General features: G+C 37.1%; 13 protein-coding genes and 3 riboswitches. Of the genes, 12 read left to right on the forward strand and 1 reads right to left on the reverse strand.

Annotation, left to right across the window (positions count from 1 at the left end; translation table 11 throughout):
• Positions 1-230 precede the first annotated feature (230 nt).
• The 7 genes from H7K77_RS15615 to H7K77_RS15645 all read left to right on the forward strand — a co-directional run bounded on the left by H7K77_RS15615 (position 231) and on the right by H7K77_RS15645 (position 10352).
• A complete protein-coding gene (locus H7K77_RS15615) occupies positions 231-677 on the forward strand; it encodes a Dps family protein (protein WP_186579017.1) in 447 nt (148 codons plus the stop codon).
• A gap of 159 nt (positions 678-836) precedes the next feature.
• Positions 837-2204, forward strand: a complete 1368-nt coding sequence (locus H7K77_RS15620; protein WP_186579019.1) for a TrkH family potassium uptake protein — start codon at positions 837-839, stop codon at positions 2202-2204.
• 170 nt (positions 2205-2374) lie between these two features.
• On the forward strand, positions 2375-3337 hold the full coding sequence (locus H7K77_RS15625; RefSeq protein WP_186579021.1) for an AAA family ATPase: 963 nt from the start codon (positions 2375-2377) through the stop codon (positions 3335-3337).
• On the forward strand, positions 3337-4602 hold the full coding sequence (locus tag H7K77_RS15630) for a DUF58 domain-containing protein (protein ID WP_186579023.1): 1266 nt from the start codon (positions 3337-3339) through the stop codon (positions 4600-4602). The genes H7K77_RS15625 and H7K77_RS15630 overlap by 1 nt, the downstream gene beginning before the upstream one ends.
• Positions 4602-6806: a transglutaminase TgpA family protein gene (locus H7K77_RS15635; RefSeq protein ID WP_328701140.1), complete on the forward strand. Its 2205-nt coding sequence runs from the start codon at positions 4602-4604 to the stop codon at positions 6804-6806. The genes H7K77_RS15630 and H7K77_RS15635 overlap by 1 nt, the downstream gene beginning before the upstream one ends.
• Positions 6807-6881: 75 nt before the next feature.
• A riboswitch (purine riboswitch) is annotated at positions 6882-6983 on the forward strand.
• 143 nt (positions 6984-7126) lie between these two features.
• On the forward strand, positions 7127-8647 hold the full coding sequence (gene guaA / locus H7K77_RS15640) for a glutamine-hydrolyzing GMP synthase (protein ID WP_186579059.1): 1521 nt from the start codon (positions 7127-7129) through the stop codon (positions 8645-8647).
• A gap of 185 nt (positions 8648-8832) precedes the next feature.
• A riboswitch (purine riboswitch) is annotated at positions 8833-8936 on the forward strand.
• A 117-nt stretch (positions 8937-9053) separates the two neighbouring features.
• Positions 9054-10352 (forward strand): NCS2 family permease, encoded by a 1299-nt coding sequence (locus tag H7K77_RS15645; RefSeq protein WP_186579025.1) that lies wholly within the window; start codon positions 9054-9056, stop codon positions 10350-10352.
• A 353-nt stretch (positions 10353-10705) separates the two neighbouring features.
• Here H7K77_RS15645 and H7K77_RS15650 read toward each other — a convergent pair whose 3' ends face one another.
• Positions 10706-11140, reverse strand: coding sequence for an Hsp20/alpha crystallin family protein (locus tag H7K77_RS15650; RefSeq protein ID WP_186579027.1), 435 nt, complete (start codon positions 11138-11140; stop codon positions 10706-10708).
• Between the two features lie 178 nt (positions 11141-11318).
• Between H7K77_RS15650 and H7K77_RS15655 the strand changes: the two genes are divergently transcribed.
• The 5 genes from H7K77_RS15655 to purB all read left to right on the forward strand — a co-directional run bounded on the left by H7K77_RS15655 (position 11319) and on the right by purB (position 15430).
• Positions 11319-11882, forward strand: a complete 564-nt coding sequence (locus H7K77_RS15655; RefSeq protein WP_186579029.1) for a DUF2179 domain-containing protein — start codon at positions 11319-11321, stop codon at positions 11880-11882.
• Positions 11860-12087: an NETI motif-containing protein gene (locus tag H7K77_RS15660; protein ID WP_235988962.1), complete on the forward strand. Its 228-nt coding sequence runs from the start codon at positions 11860-11862 to the stop codon at positions 12085-12087. Before H7K77_RS15655 ends, H7K77_RS15660 begins: the two co-directional genes overlap by 23 nt.
• A gap of 73 nt (positions 12088-12160) precedes the next feature.
• Positions 12161-12260: riboswitch (purine riboswitch) on the forward strand.
• A 257-nt stretch (positions 12261-12517) separates the two neighbouring features.
• The gene (gene purE / locus H7K77_RS15665) at positions 12518-13009 is read left to right on the forward strand and encodes a 5-(carboxyamino)imidazole ribonucleotide mutase (RefSeq protein WP_186579031.1); all 492 of its coding nucleotides are present in this window, start codon (positions 12518-12520) and stop codon (positions 13007-13009) included.
• Positions 12996-14099: a 5-(carboxyamino)imidazole ribonucleotide synthase gene (gene purK, locus H7K77_RS15670; protein ID WP_186579033.1), complete on the forward strand. Its 1104-nt coding sequence runs from the start codon at positions 12996-12998 to the stop codon at positions 14097-14099. The genes purE and purK overlap by 14 nt, the downstream gene beginning before the upstream one ends.
• A gap of 38 nt (positions 14100-14137) precedes the next feature.
• Positions 14138-15430: an adenylosuccinate lyase gene (purB, locus tag H7K77_RS15675; protein ID WP_186579035.1), complete on the forward strand. Its 1293-nt coding sequence runs from the start codon at positions 14138-14140 to the stop codon at positions 15428-15430.
• Positions 15431-15495 lie beyond the last annotated feature (65 nt).

Below are 15495 nucleotides of genomic sequence, written 5' to 3' on the forward strand. Positions count from 1 at the left end.
AATTCGCGACGTTAGAATTCCTTTCGATTCACAATCCACAGCGTCGCATTAGCACTCAGTTAATTAAAGAATATAGTTACTGCAGATTTTATCTCTACTATGTAGCACTAATGTGATAGTAAGTAAAAGGCCATAAAAAAATAAACCTCTTATATATGTGATAAATTTCACAGAAAGCAATTCTGTTTCATTATAAAGTAAAGATAGAATAGTAAAAGGGGGAAATGTAAATGACAAATGAACATGTGCAATTGTTAGATGAATTAAACATGCAATTGGCTAATTGGAACGTCCTTTATACAAAATTGCATAATTATCATTGGTATGTAGCCGGACAAGACTTCTTTACTTTACATGAAAAGTTTGAAGAACTGTATACGGAGGCAGCCGGTTATATCGATGAAATTGCAGAAAGAATCCTAACAATTGGCGGAAAGCCGTTAGCAACCTTGTCCGATTACTTAAACCATTCCTCGCTAAAAGAAGCAACAGGATCTGAGGATGCTAGGGAAATGGTAATTAATCTTGTTGAAGATTTTAATGCAATCGTATCAGAATCTAAGGAAGTGATCGAAGTAGCAGAGGACCAAGGAGACGAAGTTACCGCTGATATGTTTACAGGTATTCGTGTATCACTAGAAAAGCATAGTTGGATGTTCCGCGCTTACCTTCATTAAGAAACAAATTATAGTTATCATTTTGTGTTAAGCACCTATCTTAGATGGGTGTTTTTTTATGCAATGATGATTTGCTCCGTTTTTTCTGCTATGATAGTTTAAAGAATTAGCAACAATGGGCAAACTTTAATAAACAGGGTCAAATTAAGGAGTTAAATCATGCAGTTATTCTCAAAAGAATTTAAAATCACAAAACAACTATCAACCATTCATCTAATCGTTTCTTTTTATATACTCGCGATTTGTGTCTCCACTATTTTGCTAAGTATTCCGCTATTTCATCAACCTGGAGTAGAACTATCCTTTATTGATACACTTTTTACTGCCATTAGTGCTATAAGTGTGACTGGATTATCAGTCTTTTCAACGGCAGAAACATTTAATGGAGTTGGAAAAGTAGTTTTAACCGTTATATTGCAGTTTGGCGGTATTGGTATTATGACGTTGGGTACATTTATTTATATTTTGTTTGGTAAAAAGATTGGCTTAAGAGGCCGCCAATTAATAAGAATAGATCAGAACCAAACTAACTTGTCAGGGTTGGTAAAGTTAATGCTGAAAATACTCAAAATTATTGTTGTAATAGAGTTAATTGGGACAATCATTTTGAGTATCTATTTCTTAAATTACTTTGATACTTGGCAGCAAGCATTGCTTCAAGGATTTTTTGGTGCTGTTAGTGCTACTACAAATGCAGGCTTCGATATTACTGGGAATTCGCTTATACCTTTTGCAAATGATTATTTTGTTCAATTTGTAAATATTGTACTACTCATACTAGGTGCAATTGGTTTCCCGGTGTTAATTGAAGTTCAAGAACTTTTAAAGGGTAAATATAATGACATAAATGAAAAATACAATTTTTCCTTATTCACTAAATTAACTACGACAACTTTTTTCGGATTAGTTTTAGCAGGATGGTTTCTTATATATATATTTGAAAGAAATGGCTTTTTTGCTGATAAAAGCTGGCATGAGACATTCTTTTATTCCCTATTTCAATCCGTTACTACTAGAAATGGCGGATTAGCTACGATGGATGTTAGTGACTTTTCTGCTCCCACTTTACTAGTGATTAGTGTGTTGATGTTCATTGGGGCATCACCAAGTAGTGTTGGTGGCGGAATAAGAACGACCACATTTGCAATCATGCTACTAGCAATTTATAACTATGGAAAAGGTAATTCGAGTATTAAGATTTTTGGTAGAGAAATTGATCCTGAAGATATAACTCGATCTTTCATTGTTATCTCGACTGCAATCATGCTTTGTATATCTGCTATAATTGTTTTAACAGCCACTGAAAATTTCACGCTATTATCGATTGTATTTGAAGTAACATCGGCATTTGGTACAACAGGTTTATCCATGGGTATTACAGGGGATTTATCCAATTTTGGAAAATGTGTCATTATGTTTTTAATGTTTGTCGGTCGGATTGGTATTTTCTCCTTTATCTTTTTACTGAGAGGTAGAGAAACAAAAGATCTATATCGTTATCCTACTGAAAGAATTATTATTGGATAATAAAAAGACTTCCAGATTGGAGGTCTTTTTTTATGAGATTTTTAAAAAATCCGTAAATTTCCATATTTCCCACCTCTAACTGCTTGCGTTGACCTATCCTATTTGTAGTATAGTTATAATAAGATTAAAAGTGTCCTTGTAATGAAGATAATAAAAATGGAGGGTAGTCTATGACGCAGCATACGTATTTGTACAACTCCAAGATTAATAACGTATTGACTAACATTAATCGAGTAATGATTGGAAAAGAAGAGGCAACAACGTTAAGTTTAGTAGCCTTATTAGCGGAAGGGCACGTTTTGTTAGAGGATGTTCCTGGTGTAGGGAAAACAATGCTTGTTCGAGCATTAGCAAAATCGTTGGACTGTGATTTTAAACGAATCCAATTCACACCTGATTTACTTCCATCTGACGTAACAGGTGTCTCTATCTATAATCCAAAAGAAATGGAATTTGAATTTAAAAATGGCCCTATTTTTGGTGATATAGTACTTGCCGACGAGATAAATAGAACATCCCCTAAAACACAATCTTCCTTATTAGAGGCAATGGAAGAGATGAGTGTTACAGTGGATGGTAAAACGCTTGGACTAAAAAAGCCATTCTTTGTTATGGCAACACAGAACCCGATTGAATATGAAGGAACCTATCCACTACCAGAAGCGCAATTAGATCGTTTTATTTTAAAGCTCAAAATGGGATATCCTAATCCAACAGAAGAGCTTGAAATGTTAAATCGTACATCAAAAGAGCATCCGATTACCACAATAGATGCAGTGATGAGTAAAGACGAATTAGTAGGTGTTCAACATATGGTTAGTGATGTGTTTGTTGATGCAACTGTAAAAGAATACATTATTCAGCTTGTCACAGGAACGCGAAACCACCGAGCTGTTTATTTAGGTGTGAGTCCTCGTGGTTCGATAGCCTTAATGAAGGCGGCGAAGGCTTATGCATTTATTCAAGATCGAGACTATGTCATTCCGGATGATGTGAAGTATCTAGCTCCTTTTGTCTTATCCCACCGAATAATTCTGAATTCTGAGGCGAAATTTGAAGGGTTTACAGTTGAGCAGGTTGTTCAGGAATTATTAGATAAGGCAACCATTCCTGTTCGAAAGGACTATCGTTAATGAAAGCAAATATTGGATTTGCAGTAAAGCTACTTCAAATCATTATATTGTTTGCCATTTTTTTTTCATACGCGATGTTTCAAGGTGGTTTTGTAAGTTGGTTCTTGTTTTACAGCTTTCTACCTCTAATTATCCATATGCTTTTTTTGCTCTTTTACCCCATTTCTAAGTGGTCTGTATCCAGAGTATTGTCTAAGCGAATTGTTAATGCTGGAGATGATGTTAAAGTAGAACTAGAAATTAAAAGAAAGTTCGCATTCCCTTTAATTTACCTAGTGGTTGAGGAATATTTCCCTCCTACATTACAGTATAAGGATTTGAATAGACAAAAATTCAAAGACATGCATGAAACTAGTAAGCTAGTGAACCAAAGACTCCTAAAACGTGTAACGTTTCCGTGGTTTAAACGGACGATTCACTTAAACTATACTTTGAATGATTTGCCGCGTGGTGAGCATCATTTAAAGGCATTTAGAATAAAAACAGGTGACTTCTTTGGTTTTATTAAGAAAGACTATATCTATGAATGTGAAAATCGTTTAATCGTCTATCCTCAACAAAGAAGTGTTAGCATTAAAGAAAAAGTAAATAGTTTTGAAGAAGGTTCTACTCCATCGTATGCTTCTAATCAAAGTAGGACAAGTGTAGTAGCTGGTGTACGCGAATATATGCCGGGTGACAGGTTTTCTTGGATTGATTGGAAGACAACTGCAAGAAAGAATACGATCATGACAAAGGAATTCGAACAAGAGAAAAGTGCCAACCTACTATTTATATTAGATACGATAGATTATAGCGGCATGAATAAAATTAGCTTTGAGGCTGCTATTGAATTTACTTCGTCTATCATGGAAACATTAAGGAAGAATTCTGCCCAGATTGCTTTCCTTGCTATAGGGGAGAAACCATCGTACTTTCCTTTTAATCAAGATCCTAGTAAAAATACGATGATTCAATCCTACTTGGCTAAGGTTCAACCATCAGGGGACGAATCATTTCCTAAGAAATTAATAAAACAGGCAAAAAGGATGCCGGATGGGTTGGTAACAATTGTAACGATTACCCACCTAAGTCTTAAAATGCAATTATCATTGGAACAATTACAACAAAAAAGTAAGCGAGTAATTGTTTATTTAATAAAACCTAAGGCTGCTGTAACAGCACTCGACCATCAAATCATGCATGATCTATCAGTAAGAGGAATCGTGGTTCATGTCTTGTCAGAGGACCAGTTAATTCAACATGAATTCGAGGTGACTATGTAGTGAACCGATTATCACATAATATGTCGCTTATCTATCAATCTATTATCTATGTTTGCGGATTTTTCCTTTTTTGGGAGTGGTTAAGACCACTAGATACAATTACGGATACAGGAAGTGTACCCGTTTTTGTCATATTTACTGGCTTCTGTTTTTTTCTATCCTTATTAAAGGTGAAGTGGTGGATTTCATCTCCGTTAAAAATAGCAGGGATTATATTCATCATTGATAGTTTGTTTATCCCTGAAGGGTTGTTTAGTCCCGGATGGTTTCAAGTTTTAGTAATGCATATTCAATTTAATTTTGAGGTAATGCTTAATCAAGATTGGTCACAAATGACTCCGCTATTTCGAAGTATGTTGTTTCTCGTATTACTGTGGTTAATGAGCTATCTTCTTTATTATTGGTGTGTCGTTGCAAACCGTATTTTTCTATTTGTTTTATTAACGTTTATCTATATTACCGTCCTAGATACTTTTACATCGTATGGTGCAAATATAGCGATTGTTCGGACCTTTATTGTATCCTTACTTGCGATGGGGATCGCCAGTTTTATGAAGGAGATGGATAAGGAATCCATTAAGTTTGTTGGGATAAAGAAAATATCAGCATGGTTAATTCCGATTGTTGCAGTCATCAGTTTTTCAACTGTTGTCGGGTTTGCTGCGCCGAAACTTACTCCGCAATGGCCTGACCCAGTCCCATTTATAAAAAGCACAGCAGAGAATGCAGGATTTGGAGAAGGTGCTAATACAGTGCAGAAGGTAGGGTACGGGGAGGATGATTCTCAACTTGGAGGCTCTTTTGTTCAAGACTACTCGCCAGTTTTCCGTGCTACAGTCGAGAAGAAACATTACTGGCGAATAGAGTCAAAGGATTTTTACACGGGTAAGGGCTGGGAAAGATCTACTGAATTGAACTACGACGAACTGTACAATGGTGAAGTTAACAGTCGTACTTTTTCAGATACGGTAAAAACAGACGACTACCGAGCATATATCGATTTAGAACCCGACGCTAATTTGCCCAAAGTTGTTTACCCTTATGGAATCAATGCTATTCAAGGTAACGAAAACGTGCAATATCTTATGGACAGAACAACAGGTAGTATGGAGGCGGAGGGGCCAGAGGTACAAGGTGTTTTAGACGAGTATGCGATAGATTATTCCTATCCGTCATTTTCACTAGAACAATTAATAGCTTCTAGTAATGACGATCCGTTAGAAATACAATCCCTTTATTTACAATTGCCTACTAATCTGCCAGAAAGAGTGCGTGGGTTAGCAGAGGAAGTAACGAATACGAAGAAAAATAGGTACGAAAAAGTAAAAGCAATAGAGAGTTACTTTAGTATGAATGGTTATCAGTACCAAACAACAGACGTAGCTATACCAGGTAAAGATGATGACTATGTTGACCAATTTTTGTTCGAAACGAAGATTGGGTATTGTGATAACTTTTCGACATCGATGGTGGTGATGCTACGAACGTTGGACATTCCTGCTAGGTGGGTAAAGGGTTTTTCTGGGGGTCAAAAGATAGATGTTAAAAATACAACTATTCCTGGTGAAGCGGGACTCTACCAAATTAGTAACTCTAATGCACATTCATGGGTAGAAGTCTATTTCCCTGAAGTGGGCTGGGTGCCGTTCGAACCAACGAAAGGGTTCAATAGCCCTGTTGATTTCTATGAAGAGTCCTCAGCTTTACCTGAAGGGACAGAGACAGAAACTCCAACTCCAGAAGAACAGGAACAACAAACGGAACAAAGACAAAGACAAGCGCAAGAACGTTTACAAGAAGAAGAGGAAAGTAAATCTGGAATGGAATCTTCCAACAACATGACTTGGCAATGGTATGTAATAGGAGGGCTAGTTTTAATAGTCTTAGTCTACCTTTATCTAGCTAGGTACCGTATAGCATCATACTTCCTATTAAGGAAGTACGAAAAGCGCTCGGGTGTAAAGGTGTATCAGCAGGCATACCACTTTCTATTAAAAGTTTTAGAACATAAAGGATATAAACGAGAAACGGGTCAGACGTTAAGAGAGTATGCCAAATATATTGATACTAATTTCCAATCTGCGGATATGAGTCGACTAACCTACCATTATGAAAGAATCCTATATCGAAATGAAATGGATTCAAATCAGTGGGAGAATATGACGGAATTGTGGAAAAATTTGATAAAACGTTCCTTATCTTGACCGCCTTTGTCGACATTGGTAGAATAATATAAATAAGAATCCCTGTAATAGGGGTTTGATTAGAACCAGATATTAATGAATTTAATACTATTCCTTCATATATCCTCGATGATATGGTTCGAGAGTCTCTACCGGAACGCCTTAAATGTTCTGACTATGAAGGGTAGAAATTTTTTTGTGTAGATTTCTGCCCTTCTTTTAACAAAAGGGTAGAAATCTATTTTTTTATACATCAAAAGTTAAAGGACGATAGATTAAGGCTTATCGTCTGCTGAACTAGAAGCCTAAGGAGATGAAATGATTTGGAAATCAATAATGAAATGATTTTAGTATTAGACTTTGGTAGTCAGTACAACCAATTAATTACAAGGCGCATTCGCGAGTTCGGTGTTTATAGTGAACTACATTCTCATCGCCTAACTGCTGAGGAAATTAAACAAATAAATCCTAAAGGTATCATCTTATCTGGTGGACCTCATAGTGTTTACGGGGAGAATAGTTTCCGTTGTGATGAAGCTATTTTTGACTTGGGTATCCCGGTGTTAGGAATATGTTACGGCATGCAGCTAATGACCCATCATTTCGGTGGAACAGTTGAACGTGCTAAAGAACGTGAGTATGGAAAAGCGGAAATAAAGGTAGAGGATGGCTCTGATTTGTTTGGCGATACTCCGACTTCACAGGTAGTATGGATGAGCCATAGTGACAAAATCATTGAACCACCCGTTGGTTTCTCCATTGATGCTACTAGTAGTTCAACACCTGTTGCTGCAATGAGTAATCGCGATAAAAAATTCTATGGTGTACAGTTCCACCCAGAAGTTAGAAACACGGAGTATGGAAATCAGTTACTAAAGCAATTTGTGTTTGATATTTGTAAGAGTACAGGTGACTGGACAATGGCCAACTTCGTAGAAATTGAAATAGAAAAAATTCGTGAGAAAGTTGGTAAAAATAAAGTACTATGTGCGCTAAGTGGTGGTGTAGATTCCTCTGTTGTTGCAGCCCTTGTTCACAAAGCAATTGGTGACCAACTTACTTGTATTTTTGTTGATCATGGCCTACTGAGGAAAAATGAAGGAGACATGGTGATGGAAACATTTCGAGATGTATTCCATATGAACATTATAAAGGTAGATGCAAAAGATAGATTCCTAAGCAAGCTAAAAGGTGTATCAGATCCTGAGAAAAAACGTAAAATTATCGGAAACGAGTTCATCTATGTGTTTGATGATGAAGCAGATAAATTAAAGGATATCCAATATTTAGCACAAGGAACTCTTTATACAGATATTGTGGAAAGTGGAACGGAGACTGCTCAAACTATTAAATCTCACCATAACGTAGGTGGGTTACCAGAAGATATGCAGTTTGAATTACTAGAACCACTTAATACACTATTTAAAGATGAGGTTAGAGCGCTAGGAACTGAACTAGGTGTTCCAGATGAAATTGTATGGAGACAGCCGTTCCCAGGTCCGGGTCTTGGGATCCGTGTATTGGGCGAAATTACCGAAGAAAAAATTGAGATTGTTCGCGAATCGGATGCGATCTTGCGTGAAGAAATTAAGCTAGCAGGACTAGATCGAGACATCTGGCAATACTTCACCGTACTCCCTGACATTCGAAGTGTAGGAGTAATGGGTGATGTGCGTACGTATGATTATACAATAGGAATTCGTGCTGTAACTTCCATTGATGGGATGACATCAGATTGGGCAAGAATCCCTTGGGAAGTGCTCGAAAAGATTTCGACTAGGATCGTTAATGAAGTGGACCATATTAATAGAGTAGTCTATGACATTACGAGTAAGCCACCAGCAACGATTGAGTGGGAATAAAGCAAAAGAGATAGGTCGGGCTCTTGCCTTGGCCTATTTTCTGTTTAGTGGTAGAACCGATTATTTTGGTAGTAAATTACCAATTGTTACACTCATAACCGAACGTTATATATATTGTTAATAAAAATATTCGCTTTTTGTATTGACTAGTATATTGATGAAGGGTATTATATAAAATGTACTTATAATTTAATAAATAGAATCGTCGTATAATTTTGGGGATGTGGCTCAAGAGTTTCTACCGGACCACCAGATATCTGGTCTGACTACGAGGGAGATTATTATTATTATTTACATATATTCTTAATCTTCTAAACTAGTTGTGTAGACATCCTTGAAATTACTTTTCTAGGGTGTCTTTTGTTTATTTTAGGTAAGATTTTGATGGAATTAGGGAGGATACAACATGAAGAAGTTTTTTCAATTTGATGAGTTAGGTACTAATTTTCGTACGGAGTTCGTTGCAGGCTTAACAACATTTTTGGCAATGGCGTATATCTTATTTGTAAATCCAAGTACACTTGCTGATGGAACAGGTATGGATCAGGGTGCAGTATTCACTGCTACTGCATTAGCAGCAGCTATTGGCTCCTTGATTATGGGTTTAGTTGCTAAGTATCCTGTTGCACTAGCACCAGGAATGGGTTTAAATGCATTTTTTGCATATAGTGTTGTGTTGGGACATGGTATCCCGTGGGAAACAGCGCTTGCGGGGGTATTGGTATCAGGACTTATATTTATCGTATTAACGATTTCAGGTTTACGAGAGGCTATAATTAATGCGATTCCTGCAGAATTAAAAATGGCAGTTGGCGCGGGAATTGGTTTGTTTATTGCGTTAATCGGTTTAAAAAATGCTGGGATAATTATTGGTAGTGAGGCAACTTTAGTTGAACTTGGAGACTTAGGCGTAGGAACGACTCTTTTAGCTATTTTCGGACTAATCGTAACAGTTATTTTTCTTACTTTAGATATAAAAGGCGGAGTGTTCTACGGAATGATTATAACGGCAATTGCCGGGATGATCTTTGGATTAATTGATCCTCCTTCTAGCGTCGTAGGCTCGGTTCCAAGTCTAGAACCAACATTTGGAGCAGCATTCTCGCACTTTGGAGATATCTTTACACTTCAGATGTTAGGTGTTATTTTAACATTCTTGTTTGTAGACTTTTTTGACACAGCTGGAACATTAGTAGCAGTAGCTTCAAAGGCTGGACTAATGAAAGATAATAAATTGCCGAGAGCAGGGAAGGCGTTATTCTCTGATTCAGCAGCGACAGTAGTAGGGGCAGCATTAGGAACATCAACGACTACTTCATACGTGGAATCCACTACGGGTGTAAGTGCAGGCGGACGCTCTGGTTTTACAGCAGTCGTTACTGCAGGATTCTTTGTACTTGCTTTATTTTTCTCACCGTTATTAGACGTCGTTACATCAGCTGTTACAGCACCTGCGTTGATTATTGTTGGGGTATTAATGGCTTCTTCACTTAAACATATCGAGTGGGATAAATTTGAGATAGCGGTGCCAGCTTTCTTTACTGTTATTGCAATGCCCCTTACGTACAGCATTGCAACTGGTATCGCAGTAGGTTTCATTTTCTACCCAATTACGATGATTGCAAAAGGAAGAATAAAAGAAATTAATCCAATTATGTGGTTCCTATTCGTAATATTTATCTTATATCTTGCATACTTAAGCTAACATAAAAAAAGCTTTGGACATGTTCCAAAGCTTTTTTTTTCTTGGAAGTCTAGTTTAAACGAAAATCCTTAGACTCAGCAGTAAAGTTTTAAGGCCTACATCCATTATAGAAGATAGATGCTAAACCAACGCTGTAGAAAAACGCTCGCTTTCCGTTGGGAAGGCTTCGGCAGCATCGCACGAAGAATAATAGGTCTGTAGTTTCGGGGAGGCTGTGGCCGTGCCTACGGAAAGCGGAATATTCTGCCGGAACGAGGTTCAAGCACATATCAGATTTTCTCTCAAATGTGTGTTGGTCGGATCAGAAAAAATACTTGTAGAGTTAAGATGATTAGATAAATCCTTATGATAGCTTATTGTTCCTCAAGGTTTTGTATTGTTAATTTATTCTTAGACTGTGACTCGGTTACTAGACGATGTAATTGAAGGACTAATAACCCTTGTTGATAAGTAGCAGTTATTTTATCCTTTCTAACTGGATACGGAAGTTCAAGCTTTCTTTCAAAGGAACCCTGAATAATCTCGTCTTTAATCACTTGACCTCCATGATGCTGAATATCGATAACACCTCGGAGCTCTAGTGTTGCGTAATCAACAAATACGTCCACTTTTTCTAAATCCTTAACCCCTGGTAAATTGACATAACATAATAATTCGTTATCAAATTGATATAAATTAACTTGTGGAACAGGAGGCTTTAATACATCTTCAAATTCTCCCCAAAAACTCTCCCCAAAAAAATGATCCATGTTTTGTTTCCACTCGCCCATGTTTCGAAAAGGGTCCATCCAAATTCCTCCCATAATTTTAATGAAAAATAGAAGTAAGTTCTATTGGCTCGCACAATTAGAATGCGTTATAGTGTATGCATAGCTTTATTTCTAGGTGAATGTCATGATAAAAGTTTCATTTTGCCGATTAAAGCCATACTAGAAATTATAAATAAGTTGTGGGAGGCTTTTTGTTTTGTTAGATAATGCGATAATAATGTTAGCAATCATCCTATTAGTTAATGTCTTTTACGTATCCTTCTCTACTATTAGGGTAATCTTGACACTTAAAGGACGAAGGTATATTGCTGCAGCGATAGGTACGGTGGAAATTACCATCTATACAATCGGTTTAGGTCTAGTTTTAGACAATTTAGATCGGATTGAAAACTTGATAGCATATGCGCTTGGATATGGTCTAGGAGTAATAACAGGATCCATTATAGAAGAGAAGCTTGCACTAGGGTATATCACCGTAAATGTTATTTCATCAGACCCAGATATAGCTTTTACTCAAAAGTTGCGCGAAAAAGGTTATGGTGTAACGAGTTGGAATTCGTATGGTATGGATGGAGACAGACTCTCCATGCAAATTTTGACGCCTAGGAAATCAGAATTGACACTATATAAAGCAATTAAAGATTTAGATCCAAAAGCTTTTATTATTGCCTATGAGCCGAAACAAATTCATGGGGGGTTCTGGGTGAAACAAGTGAGGAAAGGACGCCTTTTCAAAAATGACCAAAAAGAAACAAGATAAAACTCGTATGAAAAAACAGTATGAAGTAGGAGAACAGGAGACTGTTGATCAGTGTATAGATCGTATTAGAAAAGAAGGATACACACCAATAAGAAGAATAGAAAAACCGATCTTCAAAGAGGTTGAACAAAATGGCGATATTGGCTATGAACCAGTTAGTAGAACAATAATCTTTGATGCAGTACCAGTAAAAGACGAACAATAAATTATTTTATATAAGTATCGTTCGATATTTGTTGACATGAAAACATAATAATTGTTATCATAGAATTGCGCTTAAAAAGTTAATAATCATACCTCATATAATTTCAGGGATAAGGCCTGATCGTTTCTACCCGTCGCCGTAAATGATGGACTATGAGGGAGGATGAATCATTGCATAAATATATGTATTGTAGCCTGATAAGACTCCATTTGAATTTGGAAATGGGGAATTAATAGGAAAGCAATGATTTTTACGATTGCATATGATTTTGATCACGTATGCCTATTCATCTTCTCTCAAAAAAGGTGAATAGGCATTTTTATATACTATTATATCCTAATTTTAACAAAAGGTAAGAGTGATTTTCCTATAGGTAAAGTATTTGCCATTTATATAGAGTAGAAAATATGAACAGGAAAAGAGGATTGGTATGGCTAGTGTTGGTGTCATAATGGGAAGTATTTCAGATTGGGAAACAATGAAGCATACTTGTGAATTATTAGAGCAGCTAGGAATTCCTTATGAAAAAGAGGTTATATCGGCTCACCGTACGCCAGAGGATATGTTTCATTATGCGGAAGAGGCAAGGGGAAAAGGATTAAAGGTTATCATTGCTGGAGCTGGTGGTGCAGCGCACTTGCCAGGAATGGTTGCTGCAAAAACAACATTACCAGTCATCGGAGTACCAGTCCAATCAAAAAGTTTAAATGGTCTAGATTCCTTACTATCCATTGTACAAATGCCAGGTGGAGTGCCAGTTGCAACTGTTGCGATAGGCAATGCTGGTGCTAAAAATGCAGGTATCTTGGCAGCTCAAATAATTGGTACCTTTGATGAAGCAATTGCTAGTAAACTAGTAGACTATCAAAAGGAAATGCGAGAAAAGGTAGAAGAAATGAGGGTCGACCTTGCCAATAAATAAATTACGATATGGATCTAAAATTGGAATAATAGGTGGTGGTCAATTAGGTAGGATGATGGCCACGACTGCTAAACATATGGGGTATCGAATTGTTGTTTTAGACCCAGCCCCAGATTGTCCGGCTGCACAGGTTGCAGATGAACATATTATCGCGAACTATGACGATATGGATGCGATTGAAAAGCTTGCTAAAAAAAGTGATGTCATTACGTATGAATTTGAAAGTGTAGATCTTGATGCAGCAAAATATTTAGAATCGTTAGACCTTTTGCCTCAAGGTTCAGAATTGTTACGAATCACGCAAGACAGGCAGCATGAGAAAGAGGTGTTGGTGAAAAACCAATTACCTGTTGCACCTTTTAAAATTGTAGAAAATGAAGAGGAATTGCGTGATGCTGTAACACAGATTGGTACTCCTTGTGTGGTTAAGACGTGTCGAGGGGGCTATGACGGGAAAGGGCAATTTAAAATAGAGGAAGATTCCGGAATAGACCAAGCGGTTGAATTTGTAAAGAAGAACGGTCGATGCATTGTGGAATCGTGGGTGAAATTTGATAAAGAAATCTCAATTATTTTTACCCGATCCCAAGATGGAGAAATCACTTATTTCCCAATCGCGGAAAATCAGCATAAAGATCATATTTTACATACAACATTAGCACCAGCAAATGTCTCCTCAGAGGTTATCAATAGAGCATTGGCATCAGCAAAGGCTGTAGCAGAAGGAATTAGTGTTGTAGGGACCTTTGCAATAGAAATGTTTGTTGCTGGTGAAGAGGTCTTTATTAATGAGATGGCACCGAGACCACATAATTCTGGACATTTCACGATAGAAGCGTGTAATGTATCCCAATTTGAACAGCATATTCGTGCGATTTGTGGGCTTCCACTTGCTCCAGTTTTTTTCCACGGTGCTGCAGTGATGATAAATCTAATCGGAAATGATGTAGAGGACTATCTAGACGAGTATCCCTTAGCCCATTTCCATGTATATGGAAAGAGCGAAATAAAAGAGAAGCGCAAGATGGGGCACATAACGTTTGTAGGGAATGAACTAGAGCAACTGAAACAAACTATACTTTTTAAATAAAAAAATAATAGATAGAGTGAAAACTCAGGAGGTTACTTATGATAGGTCGTTATACTCGGGAAGAAATGGGAGCAATCTGGACGGAAGAAAATAAATTTAAAGCCTGGTTAGAAGTTGAAATTCTTGCTTGTGAAGCTTGGAGTGAGCTTGGCGTTATACCGAAAGAAGATGTAAACAAACTTCGACAACAAGCATCCTTTGATATTGATCGCATATATGAGATTGAACAAGATACGAGACACGATGTTGTGGCATTCACCCGTGCTGTATCTGAAACACTAGGTGAAGAAAAGAAATGGGTTCATTATGGTCTTACTTCTACGGATGTTGTAGACACAGCATTATCTTATCTACTAAAACAAGCAAATGTAATTATTCGAAAAGATATTGAACGTTTTATTGATATTCTTGCTGCTAAAGCGAAAGAGCATAAACACACGGTTATGATGGGAAGAACTCACGGTGTTCACGCTGAGCCAACAACATTTGGTTTGAAAATGGCGTTGTGGTATGAAGAAATGAAACGTAATTTAGAACGTTTTGATGCAGCGGCTAAAACAATTGAAACTGGGAAAATGTCTGGCGCAGTTGGCACCTATGCTAACATCGATCCATTTGTTGAAGAGTATGTATGTAAAAAATTAGGGTTGGCAGCAGCTCCGGTTTCTACGCAAACCCTACAACGGGATAGACATGCACAGTATTTATCAACACTTGCATTAGTTGCTAGTTCCATTGAAAAGTTCGCAACAGAAGTTCGTGGATTACAAAAAACAGAAACGAGAGAAGTAGAAGAATTTTTTGCGAAAGGGCAAAAAGGATCATCTGCTATGCCACATAAGCGAAACCCAATTGGTTCAGAGAATATGACAGGGATGGCAAGAGTGATTAGAGGCTACATGGTAACAGCATATGAAAATGTGTCGTTATGGCATGAACGTGATATCTCACATTCATCTGCAGAACGTGTAATTTTACCAGATGCAACAATTGCGCTTAACTACATGCTTAATCGTTTTGGAAATATCATTAAAAATCTAACTGTATTCCCTGAAAACATGAAGCGAAACATCGATCGGACTTATGGAGTTATTTTCTCACAACGAGTACTTCTTTCTTTAATCGACCAAGGAATGAGTAGAGAAGAAGCGTATGATATGGTTCAGCCTAACGCGATGAAGGCGTGGGAAAATGGAATTCCATTTAGAGAATTACTCGAGCAAGAAGAAAAAATCACATCGACTTTATCAAAAGAGCAATTAGATGATTGCTTTGATTACACCTATCATTTAAAAAACGTTGATCGTATTTTTGACAAGATTGGTTTGTAGGTAAAGCACTTGGAGCATGTTTGAAACTAACGGCTTTGCAAAGAATGTTGTTTTCTTATTAAAAC

Source organism: Aquibacillus kalidii, assembly GCF_014280935.1.
Classification (GTDB): domain Bacteria; phylum Bacillota; class Bacilli; order Bacillales; family Amphibacillaceae; genus Aquibacillus_D; species Aquibacillus_D kalidii.